Source organism: Ruminococcus sp. SR1/5, assembly GCF_000209835.1.
Classification (GTDB): domain Bacteria; phylum Bacillota; class Clostridia; order Lachnospirales; family Lachnospiraceae; genus Blautia_A; species Blautia_A fusiformis.
Genome location: NC_021014.1, coordinates 3,163,507 through 3,184,449, shown reverse-complemented (window position 1 = coordinate 3,184,449; position 20,943 = coordinate 3,163,507). Strand labels below are relative to the sequence as shown.

Annotated in this window: 14 protein-coding genes and 2 pseudogenes; 11 read left to right on the top strand and 5 right to left on the bottom strand. The window is 46.5% G+C overall.

Going from position 1 to position 20,943, the window contains the following annotated elements:
* Window positions 1-453: 453 nt before the first annotated feature.
* The 5 genes from CK1_RS15945 (at window position 454) to CK1_RS15925 (ending at window position 5,467) form a co-directional block, all read left to right on the top strand.
* Window positions 454-2,712 carry a DUF2298 domain-containing protein gene (locus CK1_RS15945; protein ID WP_015527169.1) on the top strand — a complete coding sequence of 753 codons (2,259 nt, stop codon included), beginning with the start codon at window positions 454-456 and terminating at the stop codon, window positions 2,710-2,712.
* Between the two features lie 136 nt (window positions 2,713-2,848).
* Complete coding sequence (locus CK1_RS15940; protein WP_015527168.1) at window positions 2,849-3,430, top strand: HD domain-containing protein; 582 nt, start codon at window positions 2,849-2,851, stop codon at window positions 3,428-3,430.
* A 12-nt stretch (window positions 3,431-3,442) separates the two neighbouring features.
* Window positions 3,443-4,525: an L-threonylcarbamoyladenylate synthase gene (locus CK1_RS15935; RefSeq protein WP_044961499.1), complete on the top strand. Its 1,083-nt coding sequence runs from the start codon at window positions 3,443-3,445 to the stop codon at window positions 4,523-4,525.
* Window positions 4,506-4,934, top strand: a complete 429-nt coding sequence (gene rpiB, locus CK1_RS15930) for a ribose 5-phosphate isomerase B (protein WP_015527166.1) — start codon at window positions 4,506-4,508, stop codon at window positions 4,932-4,934. Before CK1_RS15935 ends, rpiB begins: the two co-directional genes overlap by 20 nt.
* A 38-nt stretch (window positions 4,935-4,972) precedes the next feature.
* Complete coding sequence (locus tag CK1_RS15925; RefSeq protein WP_015527165.1) at window positions 4,973-5,467, top strand: deoxycytidylate deaminase; 495 nt, start codon at window positions 4,973-4,975, stop codon at window positions 5,465-5,467.
* An 86-nt stretch (window positions 5,468-5,553) separates the two neighbouring features.
* Here CK1_RS15925 and CK1_RS15920 read toward each other — a convergent pair whose 3' ends face one another.
* Window positions 5,554-8,199 carry a sensor histidine kinase gene (locus CK1_RS15920; protein WP_015527164.1) on the bottom strand — a complete coding sequence of 882 codons (2,646 nt, stop codon included), beginning with the start codon at window positions 8,197-8,199 and terminating at the stop codon, window positions 5,554-5,556.
* A gap of 80 nt (window positions 8,200-8,279) precedes the next feature.
* A pseudogene (locus CK1_RS15915) lies at window positions 8,280-8,980 on the bottom strand (response regulator transcription factor).
* A 209-nt stretch (window positions 8,981-9,189) separates the two neighbouring features.
* Between CK1_RS15915 and CK1_RS15910 the strand changes: the two are divergent.
* Window positions 9,190-10,152: a radical SAM protein gene (locus tag CK1_RS15910; protein WP_330364138.1), complete on the top strand. Its 963-nt coding sequence runs from the start codon at window positions 9,190-9,192 to the stop codon at window positions 10,150-10,152.
* A gap of 182 nt (window positions 10,153-10,334) precedes the next feature.
* Here the strand turns inward: CK1_RS15910 and CK1_RS15905 are convergent.
* Window positions 10,335-11,773, bottom strand: a pseudogene (locus CK1_RS15905) (TrkH family potassium uptake protein).
* A gap of 12 nt (window positions 11,774-11,785) precedes the next feature.
* Window positions 11,786-13,144 carry a Trk system potassium transporter TrkA gene (trkA, locus tag CK1_RS15900; RefSeq protein ID WP_015527160.1) on the bottom strand — a complete coding sequence of 453 codons (1,359 nt, stop codon included), beginning with the start codon at window positions 13,142-13,144 and terminating at the stop codon, window positions 11,786-11,788.
* A 244-nt stretch (window positions 13,145-13,388) separates the two neighbouring features.
* On the opposite strand from trkA, the gene CK1_RS15895 reads away from it, so the two are divergent.
* Genes CK1_RS15895 through CK1_RS15885 form a run of 3 tightly spaced genes read left to right on the top strand, consistent with a single transcriptional unit; the run spans window position 13,389 to window position 14,539 of the window.
* Window positions 13,389-13,634, top strand: a complete 246-nt coding sequence (locus CK1_RS15895) for a spore coat associated protein CotJA (protein ID WP_015527159.1) — start codon at window positions 13,389-13,391, stop codon at window positions 13,632-13,634.
* Window positions 13,631-13,912, top strand: a complete 282-nt coding sequence (locus CK1_RS15890; RefSeq protein ID WP_021651377.1) for a spore coat protein CotJB — start codon at window positions 13,631-13,633, stop codon at window positions 13,910-13,912. The genes CK1_RS15895 and CK1_RS15890 overlap by 4 nt, the downstream gene beginning before the upstream one ends.
* Window positions 13,913-13,915: 3 nt before the next feature.
* Window positions 13,916-14,539: a manganese catalase family protein gene (locus CK1_RS15885; protein WP_015527157.1), complete on the top strand. Its 624-nt coding sequence runs from the start codon at window positions 13,916-13,918 to the stop codon at window positions 14,537-14,539.
* Between the two features lie 135 nt (window positions 14,540-14,674).
* Here CK1_RS15885 and CK1_RS15880 read toward each other — a convergent pair whose 3' ends face one another.
* Window positions 14,675-18,916 (bottom strand): 2-hydroxyacyl-CoA dehydratase, encoded by a 4,242-nt coding sequence (locus CK1_RS15880; RefSeq protein ID WP_015527156.1) that lies wholly within the window; start codon window positions 18,914-18,916, stop codon window positions 14,675-14,677.
* 300 nt (window positions 18,917-19,216) lie between these two features.
* On the opposite strand from CK1_RS15880, the gene tgt reads away from it, so the two are divergent.
* On the top strand, window positions 19,217-20,368 hold the full coding sequence (tgt, locus tag CK1_RS15875) for a tRNA guanosine(34) transglycosylase Tgt (protein WP_015527155.1): 1,152 nt from the start codon (window positions 19,217-19,219) through the stop codon (window positions 20,366-20,368).
* Between the two features lie 157 nt (window positions 20,369-20,525).
* A complete protein-coding gene (yajC, locus tag CK1_RS15870) occupies window positions 20,526-20,840 on the top strand; it encodes a preprotein translocase subunit YajC (RefSeq protein ID WP_015527154.1) in 315 nt (104 codons plus the stop codon).
* Window positions 20,841-20,943: the final 103 nt, after the last annotated feature.

Here is a 20,943-nt window from a genome sequence, read left to right as displayed (position 1 = left end):
TTTTTCAGACGGATTCAGACGGCCAGACACTTCCGGAGGAATTCTGGCAGTTTTGGGAAAAACGCAAAAAGTGCGGGCTTCTTATCGGTTACCGGCAGAAGAGAGAGGACGGGCTTTCCAGGATTTTTGTGACAAGAATACTGCGGCTTGTGCTTTTCCTTATTTTTGGAACCTGGGTAAAAGATGCAAATACGCCATATCGGCTGATGGAGGGAAAACAGCTCGCCAAAGTACTGAAGCGTATCCCAGGCGGATTTTTCCTTTCCAATGTGCTGATGACAGTGATCTATGAAAAACATCATCTTTATGTGGAATATATCCCCATCACATTCCGACCGAGACAGGCCGGAAAAAAATTCTATCAACATGAAACGTATCATAAAGATCGGAAGACAGGCATTTGCGGACTTTATCCGTCTGCGGGGCAGGATCTGATACAGGAGGGACAGAAGGATGAAAAAAAAGATCAGAGAATTATTTCCGGAGCTGACTGCAGCAGTGCTCCTGACAGTACTTTCTGCGTATCTCCTGGGAGGAGATGTATGGACATTCTGGACCTGGTGGCTGCTTGCACTGTTCATGGGAATGGTGGCAATGCCGGTCACAGGAAGGCTTTTTGGTGGTTTTGAAGACCGGGGCTGGCTTTTTTCAAAGGTACTTGCCATTGCAGTTACCGGATTTCTCACCTGGATTCTGGTAGCGGTGGAAATCCTTCCTTTTACAGCTGCAGTGTGTGTAGGGGTATCTGTGGCTGTTGGCATTTTATGTGCTGTACTTTTTCATGTTCAGCTGAAGCATGGCATTGAATGTTATCCGTCAGGAAAGATGCAGCTGATCTTTCGGGAGGAGCTTCTGTTTTTTGGGATCTTTCTGCTGTGGACTTATCTGGCAGGATTCCGGCCACAGGCATATGGAACAGAGAAATTTATGGATTATGGCTTCATGGAGGCCATGATGCGGAGCAAAACTCTTCCTGCACGTGATCTCTGGTATTCACAGGGAACCATCAATTATTACTATGGCGGGCAGTATTTTGCAGTGTTTCTTACGAAGCTTACAGGAAGCAGAGTGGAAGTGACTTATAATCTGATGCGTACCTTTGTGGCAGCGTTTGCCTTTGTGTATCCGTTTTCCCTGGTCCGTCAGATGACGAAGGACAGGCTGTATGGACGACTGGATGGAAAGAAGAAATATATTCCTTCACTGGCAGGAGTTACTGCAGGCATTGCAGTATCTATCGCGGGAAATGTACATTATATCGTCTACCGTTGTGTACTGCCGCTGATCCGGAAGATACAGGGAGTGGCAGAAACAGCCAGCTACTGGTTCCCGGATGCAACTCGTTACATAGGGTATAATCCGGTGAATGACAGTGATAAGACCATACATGAATTCCCATGCTATTCCTTTGTTCTGGGAGATCTTCATGCCCATGTGGTAAATGTGATGTTTGTGACATTTCTGGTGGGAATGCTCTATGCATGGCTGAAAATGATCCGAAAAAGAGGGCCTGAGCCTGAAAAACAGGAACGCAGTGTTTTCTGGCTGAGACAGCTTTTGATGCCGCATATCCTTTTGGCGTCCGTTTTTCTTGGCATGTTCCAGTGGACCAATTACTGGGATTTTGTGATCTATTTTGTAGTGACCGGTGGAGTTGTCCTGATCGCAAATATCATACGATTTGAGGGAAAGATAATCAGGATCCTGGCAGTGACGATCGTACAGGCAGTGGAGATCATAGGTCTCTCTTATCTGGTGATCCTGCCCTTTACATTGAAATTTGATACGATGGTACAGGGGGTGGCACTGGCACAGCATCATTCACTGTGGTATCAGCTTCTGATCCTCTGGGGACTTCCGGTGCTCCTTACTGTTTTGCTGATCCTGTCTGTTATCACAGAAAAAATGAAGGGACTGAAGCATAAAAGTCTTTACAGGCTGCTGGAGGCGATCACAGTTCCGGATCTTTTTGCAGTGATCATGGGCTTATGTGCTATCGGACTGGTTTTGATCCCGGAGCTTGTATATGTGCGGGATATTTATGAAAATGGAAATGCCAGAGCCAATACTATGTTCAAGCTGACGTATCAGGCATATATACTTTTCGGAATGACAATGGGATATGGGATTTATCGTATGCTGGTGATATCCAGACAGAAGATCATCCGGATCCTTTCAGGTGTGGGGCTTTTTGTACTGCTCTGGACCGTGGGCTATTTCGGAAATGCCGTGCATTCCTGGTTTGGGGATGTCTGGAAGGTTTCGGAGTATCAAGGACTGGATGCAACTACATTTCTTGAGCAGGATTTTCCTCAGGATGCGTCGGCGATCCGCTGGCTGAAGCAGAATATCAAGGGCTCTCCTGTGGTGCTCGAGGCTAACGGGGACAGCTATACCGGATATGAGAGAGTTTCTGCATCTACGGGGCTTCCGACCGTACTGGGATGGTATGTGCATGAATGGCTCTGGAGAAATAATGTACCTGACCTCAATGAAAAAAGTGCGGACATCCAGACTATTTATACATCTACAGATGCAGAGACGGTAAAAAAACTGATCAGCCGTTATGATATTTCCTATATCTTTGTAGGAGGACAGGAAAAAGAAAAATACGGAACAGAGCTTAATGACCGTGTTCTTCAGAGTCTGGGAAGCATTGTCTTTGAAGATGATATGTCAGGAACCTACATTGTGAAAGTGGAGCAGGATTGACATTTTTTCCATAATAACGCTATAATGTAACTATTATGTAGCTATCTGTTAACGGATATGCTCAGCAGGAGATTTCTGCTGAGCAGTATACAGAAAAAAGTGACAGTTGCAGGATGGCAGCAGAGAGGAGGATATTATGAACAGAATCGACAGACTTTATATGGAAATGATCCATTATTATCAGGGGGATCCGAAGCATATCCAGCATTTTGTGAAGGTGCATGATCTTTCAAGGCTGATCGGCCAGAGTGAGGGTCTGGATGAAGATACGATGCATGTTCTGGAAGCTGCGGCTCTCGTTCATGATATCGGGATCAAAGTCGGTATGGAAAAATACGGACGCTCTGATGGAAAGACGCAGGAAGCAGAAGGTCCGGCAGCTGCCAGAGAGATGCTTACCGCACTGGGCTTTCAGGAGAGGGTGATCCGCAGAGTGGAATATCTGGTAGGACATCATCATACCTATAAGGATATTGACGGGCTGGATTATCAGATCCTTGTGGAAGCTGATTTTCTGGTTAATTATTTTGAAGATGGACTGGATAAAGAACATATAAAGAAAAGTGCAGAGAAGATCTTTAAAACAGAAACAGGTAAAAAAATAGTAAAAGACATGTTTTTCCCGGAGACTTTTCAGAAATCCGAAACCTGGGCACAGGATGCCCTTCAGGATCTGGAAGATTTTATTGAAGAGCAGGGGATTTATATCAGACAGTAAATGGAGCGTAAAATGAAAGCAGAAATAGCAGTTATGACAGCGGAGAATATAGACAGAAAGGCAATTGCCAGAGGTGGCGAGATTCTGAAAAACGGCGGGCTTGTGGCATTTCCCACAGAGACTGTATACGGCCTTGGAGGAAATGCCCTGGATCCGAAAGCATCGATGAAGATCTATGCAGCCAAGGGAAGACCTTCGGACAATCCGTTGATCGTACATATCGCAGATATCCGTGACCTGGATAAGATCGTTACGGAGGTTCCTGAAAAAGCCAGAATACTGGCTGAGAAATACTGGCCGGGTCCGCTGACAATGATCCTTCCCAAGGCAGATATCGTGCCAAAGGAAACAACCGGAGGACTGGACAGTGTGGCAGTACGTTTTCCAAGTGATCCTATCGCACAGGAGCTGATCCTTGCGGCTGGCGGATATGTGGCAGCGCCAAGTGCCAATACTTCCGGAAGACCAAGTCCTACGACAGCAGGACATGTGGCAGAGGATCTGGGAGAAGCCATTGATATGATCATTGATGGAGGACAGGTAAATATCGGTCTGGAATCTACGATCGTAGATTTTACAGAAGACATACCGGTAGTCCTGCGGCCGGGATATATTTCCCTGGAAATGCTCCGGGAAACACTTGGAGATGTAAGGATGGATAAGGGGCTGATCAAACCGGACAGCAAGGTCCATCCAAAAGCACCGGGAATGAAATACCGTCATTATGCACCAAAGGCAGATCTTGCCATTGTGGAGGGGTCCACAGAGGGTGTGATCGCGGAGATTGAAAAAAGAGCCGGAGAGGCTGAGGAGAAGGGACTGACTGTGGGGATCATCGCAACAGATGAAACAAAAGGCCGATATTCACATGGAATCGTAAAGAGTATCGGAAGCCGGGAGCAGGAAGAAACCATCGCGCATCATCTGTACGAGGTCCTGCGTGATTTTGACAGCTGTAATGTAAGTGCCATTTATTCAGAGGCATTTTTTACACCAAGAATGGGACAGGCGATCATGAACCGCTTACTGAAAGCGGCTGGTCATAAAATTATCAACGTTGAGGAGGAGAAAGAAAATGATAGCACTGGGATGTGATCATGGCGGCTATGAGCTGATGCAGGAGGTAAAGAAGCATCTGGAAGAGAGAGGACTGGAGTACAAAGATTTTGGATGCAATGGTCCGGAATCTGTAGACTATCCTGTTTATGGAAAGAAAGTAGCACAGGCGATCGTGGACGGTGAGTGTGAGAAAGGAATCCTGATCTGCGGAACAGGTATCGGAATTTCCATCACTGCTAATAAATTCAAGGGAATCCGTGCTGCACTTTGTACAGATTGCTTTACTGCAGAGGCAACAAGACTTCATAACGATGCCAACATTCTGGCCATGGGCGGTCGTGTAGTAGGACCGGGACTTGCTCTGAAGATCGTGGATACATTCCTGGATACACCATTTTCCGGGGATGAGCGTCATATCAGAAGAATCAACATGATCGAGGATTGATCGATCAGTAAGAAACCAATAGAAAAAGAGGATTCTGTATGGATAAAAAAGGACAGAAACGACAGGGATATCTTTCCTGGGATGAGTATTTTATGGGTGTTGCCATGCTTTCCGGCATGCGTTCCAAGGATCCGCATTCACAGGTTGGTGCCTGTATCGTAAGTGAAGATAACAAGATCCTGTCAATGGGATACAATGGATTTCCAAAGGGATGCTCCGATGATGAGTTTCCCTGGGGAAGAGAAGGAGATCCGCTGGATACCAAATATCTTTATGTGACACACAGTGAGCTCAATGCCATCCTGAACTACCGGGGAGGAAGTCTGGAAGGTGCCAAGCTTTATGTGTCCCTGTTTCCCTGCAACGAATGTGCCAAGGCTATTATCCAGGCAGGGATCAGGACTATCGTATACGACTGTGATAAATATGCAGATACTCCGTCGGTGATCGCATCCAAAAAAATGCTGGATGCAGCCGGAGTCCGGTATTATAAATATAACCGGACAGACCGTGAGATCACCATTAAAGTGTAAAAGAGAACAAAAATAAGAGAAAAACAGCAGCCTGGCTCCTGATCCATCATATCATCAGGGCTTCCGCTGCTGTTTTTTATGAATGGTTAAGAATGTGCTTCGGAATGAGAATCTTCCGGTGCGGATAAGGCTGTGGGAGAGATCTTTTGTGGAAAACTTAAGCAGACTTTGAAAAGGTCACCGTCCAGATAAAGTTTAAAGGTGCCACCTTGAAGCTGGGTAAGGCTCTGTGCGATGGATAATCCAAGTCCGCTGCCTTCTGTATTTCTGGCAACATCGCCGCGGATGAAACGTTCGGTCAGTTCTTCAGCCGGAATGTTCAGAGGCTGTGCGGAAATATTTTTCAGGGTAAAGATGACTTGATCTTTTTCCAGAAGAACTTCTGCATAGACCCTTGTGTTCTCCATGGCATATTTCAGGATATTGCCGAAAAGATTTTCAAGGATACGCCACATCCGCCTGCCATCGGCATAGATTATGGCAGGAGAATCAGGCAGATGTGTCATCAGGGTCAGATGTCTGTTTTCCATCCGTTCTTCGAATTCACCCATCACCTGGTAAAGCATTTCCACAAAGTTCAGTTCCGTCATTTCCAGAGAAAGATTTCCGGTACTGGCTTTGGAAGCTTCCACTACATCTTCGGTCAGACTTTTCAGACGATGTGCCTTTGAGTCCAGGATCTCAAGATATTTCAGTGCTTCCGGATCTTTGAGGTTCAGCCTTTTCAGCAGATCAATGTAATTGATGATGGAAGTCAGTGGCGTTTTCAGATCATGGGAGACATTGGTGATCAATTCGGTTTTCATACGCTCATCTTTGAGGCTTTTTTCCACGGCAGCGTCCAGCCCGTCACCAATGCGGTTGATATACTGTGCCATTGCTTTCTGATCACCACGGAGTTCCTTTTCCGGGATCTTGTAAGTGAGCTCTCCATCGGTGATCCGTTTCAGGCCATCAAGGAGGAGTTCCCGTCCAAGAGCAATTTTGTAGACGCAGAAAAGCGCACCCAGATCCAGAAGGAATAGAAGCAAAAACATCAGGAACCATCCATCAGATGCCGCGAGCAGGGCACTGAAGAAAAATTCAAGGAACAGAAATACGCCAAGTCCCACTACCATGCGGATTCTGCTGATGGTATTCCTGGAGAAAAAATCGATCAGCTTACCGGCTTTACAAAGACACAGACGGGGAAGCTTCAGGCATTTGCGAAGCAGGCTGTTTTTCCACAGGGTGCGAGCTTTGATCCTGCGGATCAGGCTTAAATAGCCGATCCAGAACAGGCACGTGATCAGGAAAATCGTGATACCCAGGATGATCAGGGAGGAGACAAGGTTATAGGTGGAAGCTTGCATGCTCAGTCCTGCGGTCAATACACCAAGTGCCGGGATACATACGAGTCCGGCTGCTACTTCCGTATAGATCCTGTCAAAAAAGTTCAGTTCTGGCTGAGCCGTGTCTGTATTACCGCTATCGGAATTTCTTCTTCCGGTGTGGACAGTAAGCCAGATAAAATCTATGATAAAGAGCAGAAAACTGATCATGGTGATCACAGCAGCTGGGATAAATAAAGTACGGTAAGTCAGGAAATGCTGTCTGTCAGTTTTAATGGAATCCTGTACAGGAAGGCTGGTATCATCGATCCAGGCAAGAAAACTGCAGTTTTCATCGTATGTGGAATTTCGAAGGAGATCGATCCAGTTTCCTACAGAAGGGTTTGCAGCAGCAGAAAGATTCAGATTCATAAGACCATTCCGGGCATTTTTCTCATCTGTGGCAGCTTCGTTGACACTTAGGAACACGTAAGGCTTTTTGGCTGAAAAACCGGAAATATCAGTCAGGTCGGAAGTATAGGCTGCATCTGTATTTGTGAAGATTTTCTGTGAGGTGTTATCCGTATAGGCATAATGGATATTGGAATTATCACTGCTGTACTCATCCAGTGTCTGAGCAGCTTCTGTCCAGCTGGAAAAAAGATCCCGGGCATTATCCAGCTGCTCAAAGGCATCGTTCAGGTTCCCCTTGAAATTCCTGGTTTTGGATGAGGTGGAATTCATGTAATCCAGGAGGCTGTCGTAACCTTCCGGTGCACAGGGGATATCAAGGATCGGAGTGAGCATATCTGCCACATCTGTGTAAACCACGTTTCCGTTTTTGTCTGTGATGTTTTTCAAAGGTTCCTGTGACTGGATGCCGCCGTCTGCATATTCGGCGCTCAGAGCGGAAAGAATCCTCTCAGTCCAGTCTTTCTGGGAAATTCCCTCGTGTTTCAGGGCACCGGAGTTGGCATTTAGCTGCAGGGTTCCGTCTTCCAGAGCTTTTTTGAAATCGGAATAGTACATATATTTTGTTTCACCCTCCGGGGTGGTAAGGCCCAGGACGATCCAGTCATCATTGGAATGGATACTCTGTGAGCTCCATTCCTTAAGATCATTGAAGGAATAGGCTAGTCCGGAGGTGTTTTTGAAGGAGAGAGAATCTCCGTTATAAAGCTCTCCGAGATCAATGTATGCATCTTCGTTTGTTTTATCCAGGATTTCTCTGGCTGAGATTCCGGACAGGATTGTGGAAGCTTTTGAGTAAAAGCTGTCAGCAAAAGCAGAGGTCTGGAAATAATCCTTTGTTTTAAGATCTTCTGCAGAGTCCATCCGGATACCTGCCTGGATCACCAGTGCCGCTGAAAAGACCATGATCAGAGGCAGGATAAGGGCAAGGACAAGAGCAGGAATGCGCATAAATGAACGGTTTTTTCCGTATGTTTATTTTTATTCATAATACCCCTTTCTGAAGTACAGATACTTCATGGCCGGCTGGCTCACCGGCTCAGTTTTTCGATTTTATAACCCAGGCCCCAGACAACTTTCAGATAGCGGGGATCCCTGGGGTTGATCTCAATCTTTTCGCGAATGTGACGGACGTGGACGGCTACCGTGTTATCCGCGGCCAGAGCATCTTCGTTCCAGATGCTCTCGTAGATCTGTGTGGTGGAAAAAACACGTCCGGGATTTTTCATGAGAAGAAGCAGGATATTATATTCGATGGGCGTCATCCGTACCGCTTCTCCATCTACCAGCACCTCTTTTTGTCATCGTTTACCGTAAGACCTCCGGTTGAGTAGATGTGTTCTGATGCTACCGGTGCAGCGGAGCCAAGCTGTGTGTACCGGCGCAGCTGGGATTTTACCCTGGCGATCAGCTCCAGAGGATTGAAAGGTTTGGTGATATAGTCATCTGCACCGATGTTAAGGCCAAGGATTTTGTCCGTGTCTTCAGATTTTGCGGACAGGATGATGATGGGCAGAGGATTGCATTCCCGGATCTTGACCGTTGCCCGGATCCCGTCGAGACGGGGCATCATCACATCGATGATCAGCAGATCTACAGTTTCGTTGTTCAGGATATCCAGTGCTTCCTGTCCGTCATAGGCTTTCAGAATGTGATAGCCTTCCTGCGTAAGATAGATTTCGATAGCTTCCACGATGTCTTTGTCGTCATCGCAAACAAGTATGTTAGCCACTTTTTTGTACCTCCCTGATGTTATTAGAATAGCAGCCGGAAATTAAGACGAAAGGGGTAAATTCTTAAGATTCCATGAAATCCATTGTACTATATTAAGTATATAGTGTAAACAGAGAAAGCCTTGTTGGCAGCAGACGTGATGTGCTAAACTAGTACTAGATAACAGAAAATAACGATATTGGAAGAAAGATCAGGAGAAAAGTGAAAGTGGAGAATGAAAATAAAATCAGCAGTATGGCAGGGAGCGCGCACTGTACGGAAGAAATTATGTCAGCTTGTGCTCTTTGTCCAAGAGAATGCCTGGCAGACCGGAGTGCAGGGAAAAAAGGCTTCTGTGGCATGGATGAGAGAATTTATCTGGCAAGGGCTGCACTTCATATGTGGGAGGAACCCTGTATCTCCGGAACAAAAGGCTCCGGGGCAGTGTTCTTTTCCGGGTGCGGGCTGCGCTGCTGTTTCTGCCAGAATCATGATATTGCCATCGGGAGCAGGGGACGGGCTGTAAGTGTGGAACGGCTTGGAGAGATTTTTCTGGAACTGAAGGAAAAAGGAGCTGCAAACATCAATCTGGTAACAGGTGCACACTATGTACCACAGATCATAGAGGCACTGGATATGGCCCGAAGGAATGGTCTGGATATTCCGGTGGTGTATAATTCCAGCGGGTATGAAAAAACAGAAACCCTGAAGCTTCTGGAAGGATATGTGGACATTTATCTTCCGGATCTGAAATATCTGGATCCGGAGCTTGCACAGAAATTTTCTTATGCGCCGGATTATGTGCAGGCTGCAAAGGCTGCAATTGGAGAGATGGTGCGTCAGACCGGGAAATGTGAGTTTGGAGAGGATGGATACATCCGGAAAGGAACTATTGTCCGTCATCTGATCCTGCCGGGACATACAGGAAATTCCATAAAGGCTCTGAGGTATCTTCATGAAACCTATGGGGAAGATATTTATATCAGTATTATGAATCAGTATACGCCGGTGAGAAAATTTGTGGAATTTAAGGAATTAAACCGGAAAGTTACAAAAAGAGAGTATGAAAAAGTTCTGGATGCTGCTGTGGATATGGGGATTCAGAATGGATTTATACAGGAAGGAGAAACTGCTTCAGAAAGCTTTATTCCGGATTTCGATTATGAGGGAGTGGAAAAAAATACTCCATAAATGGAAGGAGGCCGGTACTTTCGTACCGGCGCGTATGAAAAAGAAAAATATTATAGAAAGTTCATCACCTTCTATGGTTTATAATATACAGTAAAAATGTGAAGAAAGTGTGTCTAACATTTGAAATAAATGTGAAAAGAACAATTTATGCCACAAACATAGCAAAATATGACGAATATTTATCAGAATTTCTTCCAGGTTTCACGAAGGAAAAGGATCAGGATCGGAAATAGCTCCAGTCGGCCGGCCAGCATATCGAAAGAAAGGACCAGCTTGGACAGCGGAGAAAAGATCCCGAAGTTTCCGGTAGGACCGATCAGGGAAAGACCGGGACCCACATTGTTTAAAGTGGTGACTACGGCTGTGAAATTTGTTACAAGATCAAATTCATCAAAACTGATGATAAAGATAGATGTAGCCACGATCATCAGATAAACGATCATATAAATATTGGTGGCACGCATAACTTCGTGAGACACCGCTTTTCCGTCCATTTTGATCTTTTTTACTGCATTGGGATGCAGATAAAGATGCAGTTCCTTGCGGACGGATTTTGCAAGAAGCAGAAGACGGGAAATCTTGATTCCGCCGCCTGTACTGCCGGCACAGGCACCACAGAAGGTAAGCAGTACCAGGATCGTTCTGGATACCGCAGGCCACTGGTTAAAATCCGTAGTGGCATAACCGGTGGTGGTGATAATAGAACCAACCTGGAAAAATGCCTGTTGAAGTGCTTCCCACACATTGTCAAACAGATGTCGGACATTGAATGTGATCATCAGGGCAGAAGCGATGATCACAAAGAAGTAGCAGCGGACCTCTTCAGATTTCAATGCTTGAGAAAACTTCCTGGTGAGAAGAAGAAAATAGACATTGAAGTTTACGCCAAACAGGATCATAAAGATGGTGATGACGATCTGAATATATAAGCTGTAGCTTCCCATACTGTCGGATTTGATTCCGAACCCACCGGTTCCGGCAGTTCCAAATGCTGCACAGAGACTGTCGTAAAGAGGCATCCCCCCAAGAAGCAGGAGGATGATCAGTGCAACAGTGAGTGCAATGTAGATCTTGTACAGGATCTTGGCAGTTGACTGGACTTTTGGAAGAAGCTTTCCTACGGAAGGACCGGGGCTTTCTGCCTTCATAAGGTTCATATGATAGCCACCTGCAAGCGGAAGCAGTGTCAGGATAAATACCAGAACACCCATACCACCGATCCAGTGGGAAAAGCATCTCCAGATATTGATGCTGTAAGGCATCTGTGATGGATCGGAGAGAATACTGGAACCGGTTGTAGTGAAACCGGAAACAATCTCAAAAAAGCATCAATGGGATTCGGGATAGCCCCGCTGAGCACAAACGGCACAGCACCGACAATACTGAGGACGATCCAGCTTAAAGCAGTAGTCACAAGGCCTTCACGGGCGTAAAACGCTTTCTTGGACGGTTTGCGGCTGACCAGTGGAACACCGATGGCCAGACATGCCAGAATCGTGATCAGGAAGGCAATACCGGATTTTTCGCGGTAGATAAGGGCAGTGATGCCGGGAACCAGCATACAGACAGCCTCCACATTCATGATCCATCCCAGGATATAAATAATAATCGAATAATTCATTTGGCAGTACCTCTATTTTTCAAGTATATCTGTGATGTCGCGAAGCCCCTTGTGAGTGGTTACGATGATCACGGTATCTCCCACCTGGATCATATCCTGACCACGGGGAATGCGGATGCGGCCGTTGCGGTTCAGGCATCCCACCAGAAGATTCTTGCGGAGATTCAGCTCTGCAAGAGGGATATAAGTTACGGCAGATTCCTCACGGATCGCAAATTCCAGTGCTTCTGCATTGCCATCCAGAATATGATAAAGGGTTTCTACATTGCTGCCGATGCTGTTCTGAGTGGCACGGACATACTGCAGGATATAATCAGCAGTGATATTTTTCGGGTAGATGACACTTCCGATATCCAGGGAGTCGATGACATCATCAAATTCCAGACGGTTGACCTTGGCAACCAGCTTGGCATCGGAGATGCTTTTGGCAAAGAGAGCAAGAAATACATTCTCCTCATCCAGATTTGTCAGAGTGACAAAGGATTCGGACTCGGAAAGTCCTTCTTCTAGCAGAAGAGAACGGTTCGTTCCGTCACCATTGATGATAGTCGCATCTGGAAGCAGTTCGCTTAAGTGCTCACAGCGGTTTTTGTTCTGCTCGATGATCTTGACACTGATCTTCATACCCAGAAGTGCATGGGCAAGATAATAGGAAATGGTTCCGCCACCTACGATGATACAGTTTTTGACCTGATTGGTCTTGAGACCGATCTTACGGAAAAATGCCGCTGCATTAAGCGGAGAGGCCAGAATGGAAACCATATCTCCGTCGTGTATAATGTGATCACCACCAGGAATGGATACATTGTCACGGCTCTCGATCGCGCAGACCAGAATATCACTTCGGAAAGCATCTGAGATCTGGGAAACGCTCATTCCGTCCAGCTTGAATTCCGGGAGAACTTTAAACTTGAGAAGTTCTACACGACCACGTGCAAAGGTGTCAATCTTGATCGCAGATGGAAAACGGAGAAGCCGTGAAATTTCCTGGGCAGCGGCAAACTCCGGGTTAATGATCATGGTAACACCAAGACGTTCTTTGATGAATCCGATTTCTTTTTCATAAATGGGGTTACGGACGCGGGCGATGGTCTGACAGTGGTTGGCCTTCTGCGCGATCAGACAGCAGAGAAGGTTCAACTCGTCAGAAGCGGTAACTGCGATCAGAATATCTGCAGTATCAACACCTGCCTCCATTAAAGTATTGATGCTGGCACCATTACCGACGATTCCCATAGCGTCGATATTTTCGCAGAGATCATTGATCTTGTCGGCAATAACGTCGACAAGAGTGATATCAATATCCTCTGCCTGAAGCTGCTCTGCAAGATTTCTACCGACTTTTCCGCAGCCTACAATAATTACCTGCATAATTTCCTCCTTCAATAGCCGGTCAGGGCTACAAATCATAAGTAAAAGCGCCCATCCGTGTAAAGATAGGCAAGGATATTATAGCACTGTATATCTGATTTTTAAACAGTAATATTTTCCTGTATATATAGAAAAAAATGGCAGAAAGATAGATATATATGAAGGAAAGTGAACATTCCTGTTTTCACAAGTTTAAAAAACGGTCATAAAATATAGCGTGATCATGAATGAAAGGATTTCGATTATGGACCGATTTCAGATGAATCGTTCGGGCTGCCGGCCATATCAGTATACCTGTGGGATGAATAGCGGGATGGCAGGCCGGACGGATCGATCATTTTCTGATATGGCAAAACAGGTTCCTGCAATGGCGTATGTGCCATACCAGGAATTTGCGCCTACCTTTGAGCTGAAAAAAGCTCTTCAGGTCGGAACTATTTTCCCTGAGCTTTGCAAGCCGTTCTGCGGCAGGAGAGGAGGAAGTCGATGATGTATGGAAATTGTACTTCCAAAAAAGAACTGCTGCAGTTTATTGACCAGGTAAGCTTTGCCATTGACGATCTTCTCCTTTTTCTGGATACGCATCCAAAAGAAAAAAGAGCTCTTGAATATTACAGTGAGCTTTCAGCAAGAAGAAATGAGCTTCTGGAAAAATATGCAAAATTTTATGGACCGCTGACCATTGATACCGGAAACGACAGCAATCTTAAGTCATGGCAGTGGATGGAACAGCCGTTTCCATGGGAACAGGAAGGAGGGTGCAGATAAGGTATGTGGAATTATGAAAAAAGACTCCAGTATCCTGTAAATATCAAGACGCCTAACGCAAAGCTGGCACAGTTTATATCCAGCCAGTATGGTGGGCCGGACGGAGAAATAGGAGCTTCCATGCGGTATCTTTCCCAGCGTTTTACCGCACCGAACCGGATGGTCGCGGCAGTGCTCAATGATGTGGGAACAGAAGAATTGGCACATTTGGAAATCGTGTCTACCATTGTCCATCAGCTGACAAAGGATCTTTCTATGGAAGAAATCGAGAACAGCGGACTTGGGCCGTATTATATTGACCACACGGTGGGAATCTGGCCGCAGGCTGCAGGTGGAGTGCCATTTAATGCCTGCGAATTTCAGAGTAAGGGTGATCCGATCACGGATCTGTTTGAAGATCTGGCAGCAGAACAGAAGGCACGCTCCACCTACGATAATATCCTCCGGGTGGTGAAAAATATCCCGGAGGTTGCAGATCCCATCCGTTTCCTTCGGGCAAGAGAGGTAGTCCATTTCCAGCGTTTCGGTGAAGCACTGAGATCCGTGCAGGAGCAGCTGGATGCCAAGAATTTCTATGCCTTTAACCCGAGCTTTGATGCTCCGTGCAAAGCCTCCTGTGAAGAGTGATGGATCAGAGAAAAAATCTGTCTGACAGGAATCATATCTGAAATAAAAAGAGCTGCACAGCCGGCAGGGATCCTGCGGCTGTGCAGCTTTGAATTTGTTTTTGGGGAAAAAGATGTTTGTAACCTGCATTTCTTGTTATGCGTCTTTTTTATCGTCTTTATGCAGATTCTTCTGTGCTGTGGAAAGCATAAGCTTGATCCTGTTCAGCTGATTTACTTCGCTGGCACCTGGATCGTAGTCGATGGCAACAATGTTGGCTTCCGGATGCTCACGGCGAACTTCCTTGATGACACCTTTTCCTACGATGTGGTTCGGCAGGCATCCAAAAGGCTGGATGCAGACGATGTTCGGGACACCGCCGTGGATGAGTTCCATCATCTCTCCGGTCAGGAACCATCCTTCACCGGTCTGATTTCCGGCAGAAACGATGGGCGCAGCCATTTTTGCAAGATCACGGATATCTGCGGCCGGTGTAAAGTGGCGGCTCTGCTCCAGGGCCTCATTTGCTGTTTTTCTCAGCCAGTCGATGGCTCTGAGACCAAGATTTGCGATGGTTGCCTTGGATTTCTTGAATCCAAGCTTTTCAACCTTGAAATTCTGGTTGTAGAAGCAGTAGCAGATAAAGTCGATAAGATCCGGAACAACCGGTTCTGCCCCTTCTGCCTCCAGAAGATCTGCCAGGTGGTTGTTGGCAGCAGGCAGGAACTTGACAAGGATCTCACCTACGATACCAACGCGAGGCTTTTTCTCATCAGAGATCGGGATCGTATCAAAATCATGGACCATCTCACGGCACATTTTTTTGAAGGTACCATGGCTGACGCTGCTGCCTGTTACGAAGGCAATGACGCGCTGCTCCCAGATCTTGTGCTTACGGTTTACGATACCCTTTTCCAGCTCGTAAGGACGCATGCGATATACGCATTTCATCAGGATATCACCGAATACGGCACCGTAAACGATACGCTTGATCAGCGGCAGTGTCAGCTTAAAGCCAGGGTTGCTCTCCAGTCCGCTTAAGTTGAGGGAGATAACCGGAATCTGTTCCATGCCGGCTTTTTTCAGAGCACGGCGGATGAATGCGATATAGTTGGAGGCACGGCAGCCGCCGCCTGTCTGAGACATGATGACTGCAGTTTTGTTCAGGTCATATTTGCCGGAAAGAAGAGCATCCATGATCTGTCCCACAACCATCAGGGACGGATAGCAGGCATCGTTGTTTACATATTTAAGGCCCACATCAACAGCATGCTTGTTGTCGTTGGGGAGGACTTCCAGGTTATAGCCGGATGCTTTAAAAGCAGCCTCAAAGATTCCGAAGTGGAATGGAGACATCTGCGGGCAGAGAATGGTGTACTCCTTACGCATCTGCTTGGTAAAGGATATCTTCTCAATGGAAGCCGGCTTGATGTCCCTTTTTTTATTCTGTGCCTGTTTTGCACGGATAGCAGCGATCAGGGAACGGATACGGATCCTTGCCGCACCCAGGTTGTTGACCTCATCGATCTTCAGGCAGGTGTAGATCTTGTCACTTCCATCCAGAATCTCATAAACCTCATCGGTGGTAACGGCATCAAGTCCGCATCCGAAGGAATTCAGCTGGATCAGATCCAGATCCTCTCTTGTTTTTACAAAATTTGCGGCAGAGTAGAGACGGGAGTGATACATCCACTGGTCGTTGACACGGATGGGACGCTCCAGATGTCCAAGGTGTGCAACGGAGTCTTCGGTAAATACGGCGATTCCGTAGCTGTTGATCATATCCGGGATACCGTGGTGGATTTCCGGATCAATATGGTATGGACGGCCTGCAAGAACGATTCCGCGGCGGCCGGTTTCTTTCAGGTACTGTAGGGTTTCCTCACCCTTTTTCTGGATATCCGTATGTACGGCTGCAAGTTCTTCCCAGGCCTTGTGGGCAGCAGCTTTGACCTCGGCAGCAGGAATATCCTGGAATTCTTCCACAAGGCGGTTTGTCAGGATATCCTCGGAAGTAAATGCCAGGAACGGGTTGCGGAAGGTGATGGAGGGATCACTGAGCTCGTCCACATTGTTTTTGATATTTTCCGCATAGGAAGTAACGATCGGGCAGTTATAATGGTTGACCGCATCCGGGAACTCGTTGCGTTCGTAAGGGATGCATGGGTAGAAGATAAATTTCACACCGTTACGGATCAGCCATGTGACATGTCCGTGAGCAAGCTTGGCCGGGTAGCATTCGGATTCACTTGGGATGGATTCGATACCCAGCTCGTAGATCTTACGTGTGGAAGTAGGAGAAAGTACCACCTGGTATTTCAGCTCTGTAAAGAAGGTATACCAGAACGGGTAATTTTCAAACATGTTCAGAACACGTGGGATACCAACCTGTCCACGGGTAGCCTTATCTGCGGAAAGTGGTTCATAGGAAAAGAGCCTCTTATATTTGTAATCGAAAAGGTTCGGGATATGATCCTTGTTCTTTTCTTTTCCAAGTCCGCGCTCACAGCGGTTTCCGCTGATGTATTTACGGCCGCCGGAGAATTTGTTGATGGTCAGACGGCAGTTGTTGGTACATCCGCGGCAGTTTGCCATGGAGGTGGTGTACTGGAGGCTGTTGATCTGATCGATGGAAAGCATGGAAGTTTTTTCACCCTCCTGATAGCGCTCCCTTGCGATCAGAGCAGCACCGAAAGCACCCATGATCCCGGCGATATCCGGGCGGATGGCCTGGCAGTTGGCAATCTTCTCAAAGCTGCGGAGAACTGCGTCATTATAGAAGGTACCACCCTGTACAACGATATGTTTGCCAAGCTCGGAAGCATCGGAAACCTTGATAACCTTGTAGAGGGCGTTTTTGATAACGGAGTAGGCAAGACCAGCGGAGATATCGGAAACCTCAGCGCCTTCCTTCTGGGCCTGCTTAACTTTGGAATTCATAAATACAGTACAGCGTGTTCCAAGATCAATGGGATGTTTTGCAAAAAGAGCTGCTTTTGCAAAGTCCTGTACTGTGTAGTTCAGAGATTTTGCAAAGGTTTCGATAAAGGAACCGCAGCCTGAGGAACATGCTTCGTTGAGCTGTACACTGTCAACAGTCTGGTTACGGATCTTGATACATTTCATATCCTGACCGCCGATATCCAGGATGCAGTCTACTTCAGGATCAAAGAAAGCAGCTGCGTAATAATGGGAAACGGTTTCGACTTCACCTTCGTCAAGAAGAAGTGCCGCTTTGATCAGGGCTTCGCCGTAACCGGTGGAGCAGGAAAAAGCAATTTCTGCATCTTCCGGAAGAAGGCTGTAAATCTCCTTGATGGAGTTGATGGTGGTTTTCAGCGGGTTTCCGTTGTTACTGCTGTAGAAGGAATAAAGAAGAGTTCCGTCTTCGCTTACCAGCGCGGTTTTTGTTGTGGTAGAGCCGGCGTCGATCCCCAGGAAGCATTTTCCCTTATAGGTGGAAAGATCTCCGGTTTTTACCCTGTAGGCACTCTGACGGTCATGGAAAGCCTGGTAGTCGTCCTCTGTGGCAAAAAGCGGCTCCATACGTTCTACCTCAAAATCCAGCTTGATGGTGGTCCGCATGCGTTCCTTCAGTTCAGTCAGGGAAACGGTAACATCCTGCTTTGCATTCAGGGCGGAGCCGATGGCTGCGAACAGATGAGAGTTGTCTGGTGCGATAATATGTTCATCATCCAGCTTCAGGGTTCGGATAAAAGCAGTCTTCAGCTCAGAAAGGAAGTGAAGAGGCCCGCCAAGGAAGGCAACGTGTCCGCGGATCGGTTTACCGCAGGCAAGACCAGAAATGGTCTGGTTGACAACTGCCTGGAAAATGGAGGCAGAAAGGTCTTCCTTGGTTGCTCCGTCGTTGATCAGTGGCTGGATATCTGTTTTTGCGAAAACACCGCAGCGTGCCGCAATGGGATAAAGTGCCTTGTAATGTTTGGCGTATTCATTAAGACCTGGTGCATCGGTCTGGAGCAGAGATGCCATCTGGTCAATGAAGGAACCGGTACCGCCGGCACAGATGCCATTCATACGCTGCTCTACATTTCCGTTTTCGAAATAGATGATCTTGGCATCCTCGCCTCCAAGCTCGATAGCAACATCCGTCTTTGGTGCCAGCTTCTGCAGGGAAGTGGATACGGCGATAACCTCCTGTACAAAAGGTACTTCCAGATGATTGGCAAGTGTCAGTCCGCCGGAACCTGTAATGACCGGACAGAGTGTCAGTTCACCAAGCTGATCCTCAGCTTTCTGAAGAAGATCTGCAAGGGTTTCCTGGATATTTGCAAAATGTCTCTCATAGTCGGAGAAGACAAGCGTATCGTTTTCGTCTAAGATCGCAATCTTAACAGTGGTGGAACCAATGTCAATTCCAAGTGTGTGTTTCTTCATAAAAAATTGATTTCCTCCTCGTTGTATCTATACAGGGGTTGCCCGACTCTGACATTTCTGTCAGATGGGAGTTGTTTCTTCTTATTATAAAGGATTTTTAAGCGAATATTCTATATTATACGATATCGTTTAAAAAATGGCAATGTAAAAGTTTAACAATCAGTAGCCGTAAAGAAAAAATGTGTTATGATATTGACTAAAAGTTTTGAAAGATATTTGCATCGCAGTTGGTTATGGCTGTATCTGCGACGCAGATGCTGGGCAGAGACAACTTTAAAATGTTTTTAGAAGGGAAATGAAATGGCAGAATATAAACTGATCACAACAGAAGGAAGAGCGAAAAGGGGCGAGTTTAAGACGGTCCACGGAACGATCCAGACTCCTGTTTTTATGAATGTAGGAACAATTGCAGCAATTAAAGGTGCAGTTTCCACTGTGGATCTTCATGAGATCGGTACACAGGTAGAGCTGTCCAATACCTATCATCTTCATGTGCGCCCTGGCGACAAGGTGGTAAAACAGCTGGGAGGTCTTCATGAATTTATGAACTGGGACAGACCGATCCTTACCGATTCCGGCGGATTCCAGGTGTTTTCGCTGGCGAAGCTTCGTAAGATCAAGGAAGAGGGCGTGTATTTTAACTCTCATATCGATGGTCATAAGATTTTTATGGGACCGGAGCAGAGCATGCAGATCCAGTCAAATCTGGCTTCTACCATTGCAATGGCTTTTGATGAGTGCCCAAGCAGTGTGGCAGACAGGGATTATGTACAGAAATCGGTAGCGCGTACAACACGCTGGCTTAAAAGATGCAAGGATGAGATGGCTCGTCTGAACAGTCTGCCGGATACCATTAACAAGAACCAGCTTCTTTTTGGCATTAACCAGGGGGCTGTTTATGAAGATATCCGTATTGAGCATGCCCAGGCTATCGCGGAGATGGATCTGGACGGCTATGCAGTGGGCGGCCTTGCAGTTGGTGAAAGTCATGAGGAGATGTACCGGATCCTGGATGAGGTAGTTCCGCATTTGCCGCAGAACAAGCCGACGTATCTTATGGGGGTTGGTACCCCGGCCAATATCCTGGAGGGGGTTGAGCGTGGTATTGACTTTTTTGACTGTGTATATCCCAGCCGTAACGGCCGTCATGGTCACGTGTATACCAACCATGGCAAGATGAATCTTTTTAATGCAAAGTATGAGCTGGATTCCAAACCGATCGATGAGGAGTGCCAGTGCCCGACCTGCCGTCATTACAGCAGAGCGTATATCCGTCATCTTCTGAAGGCGAAGGAGATGCTTGGCATGAGGCTTTGCGTTCTGCATAATCTGTATTTCTATAATCATATGATGGAAGAGATCAGGGATGCGCTGGATGCAGGGAATTTTGCGGCTTATAAGAAGATGCGTCTGGAAGGCTTTGAGGAAGGCAGGATCAACGGGAACCGGTAAGTTTTATTTATAAAATTTGTGTAAATTACTTTGATTTTATAAGAAAACTCTTGAAGGTTTTTTGGTTTTTGTGTATGATAGTACGAAGTGACACTTTTAGAGGTCAGTAACGGCGGGGGTACCGCAGATTATTTGTTTTTAGCAGGAGGAATTTGAAATGATCGCATCATCTACAGCGGCAGCTGGCGGACTTAGCGCGGGTCTTGGTATTGTCTGGATCGTAGTTCTGTTTGGAATTATGTATTTTATGATGATCCGTCCGCAGAAGAAGGAGCAGAAGAGAACTCAGACTATGTTGAACAGCATGGAGGTTGGTGACAGTGTTGTTACTACCAGTGGTTTTTATGGTGTTGTTATTGATATGACTGAGGAAGATGTTATTGTTGAGTTTGGTAATAATAAGAATTGCCGTATTCCTATGAGGAAGCAGGCGATTGCTGAGGTTGAGAAGGCTGATCAGGCTTCTGCTTGATGCTTTTTTCGCAATAACTTGAATATGAGAGAGGCACTGCGTTTTTTGTGACGTGGTGTCTTTTTTTGTGTGGATGAACGGACGCCGGGGAAGGGGATGCTGG

What these genes read in the sequence shown, in the direction of transcription:
- CK1_RS15920 (WP_015527164.1), bottom strand. Translation starts at nt 8,199, where the DNA reads ATGCGCATTCCTGCTCTTGTCCTTGCCCTTATCCTGCCTCTGATCATG.
- CK1_RS15935 (WP_044961499.1), top strand. Translation starts at nt 3,443, where the DNA reads ATGAAAGCAGAAATAGCAGTTATGACAGCGGAGAATATAGACAGAAAG.
- tgt (WP_015527155.1), top strand. Translation starts at nt 19,217, where the DNA reads ATGGCAGAATATAAACTGATCACAACAGAAGGAAGAGCGAAAAGGGGC.
- CK1_RS15940 (WP_015527168.1), top strand. Translation starts at nt 2,849, where the DNA reads ATGAACAGAATCGACAGACTTTATATGGAAATGATCCATTATTATCAG.
- CK1_RS15945 (WP_015527169.1), top strand. Translation starts at nt 454, where the DNA reads ATGAAAAAAAAGATCAGAGAATTATTTCCGGAGCTGACTGCAGCAGTG.
- rpiB (WP_015527166.1), top strand. Translation starts at nt 4,506, where the DNA reads ATGATAGCACTGGGATGTGATCATGGCGGCTATGAGCTGATGCAGGAG.
- trkA (WP_015527160.1), bottom strand. Translation starts at nt 13,144, where the DNA reads ATGCAGGTAATTATTGTAGGCTGCGGAAAAGTCGGTAGAAATCTTGCA.
- yajC (WP_015527154.1), top strand. Translation starts at nt 20,526, where the DNA reads ATGATCGCATCATCTACAGCGGCAGCTGGCGGACTTAGCGCGGGTCTT.
- CK1_RS15895 (WP_015527159.1), top strand. Translation starts at nt 13,389, where the DNA reads ATGGACCGATTTCAGATGAATCGTTCGGGCTGCCGGCCATATCAGTAT.
- CK1_RS15880 (WP_015527156.1), bottom strand. Translation starts at nt 18,916, where the DNA reads ATGAAGAAACACACACTTGGAATTGACATTGGTTCCACCACTGTTAAG.
- CK1_RS15890 (WP_021651377.1), top strand. Translation starts at nt 13,631, where the DNA reads ATGATGTATGGAAATTGTACTTCCAAAAAAGAACTGCTGCAGTTTATT.
- CK1_RS15885 (WP_015527157.1), top strand. Translation starts at nt 13,916, where the DNA reads ATGTGGAATTATGAAAAAAGACTCCAGTATCCTGTAAATATCAAGACG.
- CK1_RS15925 (WP_015527165.1), top strand. Translation starts at nt 4,973, where the DNA reads ATGGATAAAAAAGGACAGAAACGACAGGGATATCTTTCCTGGGATGAG.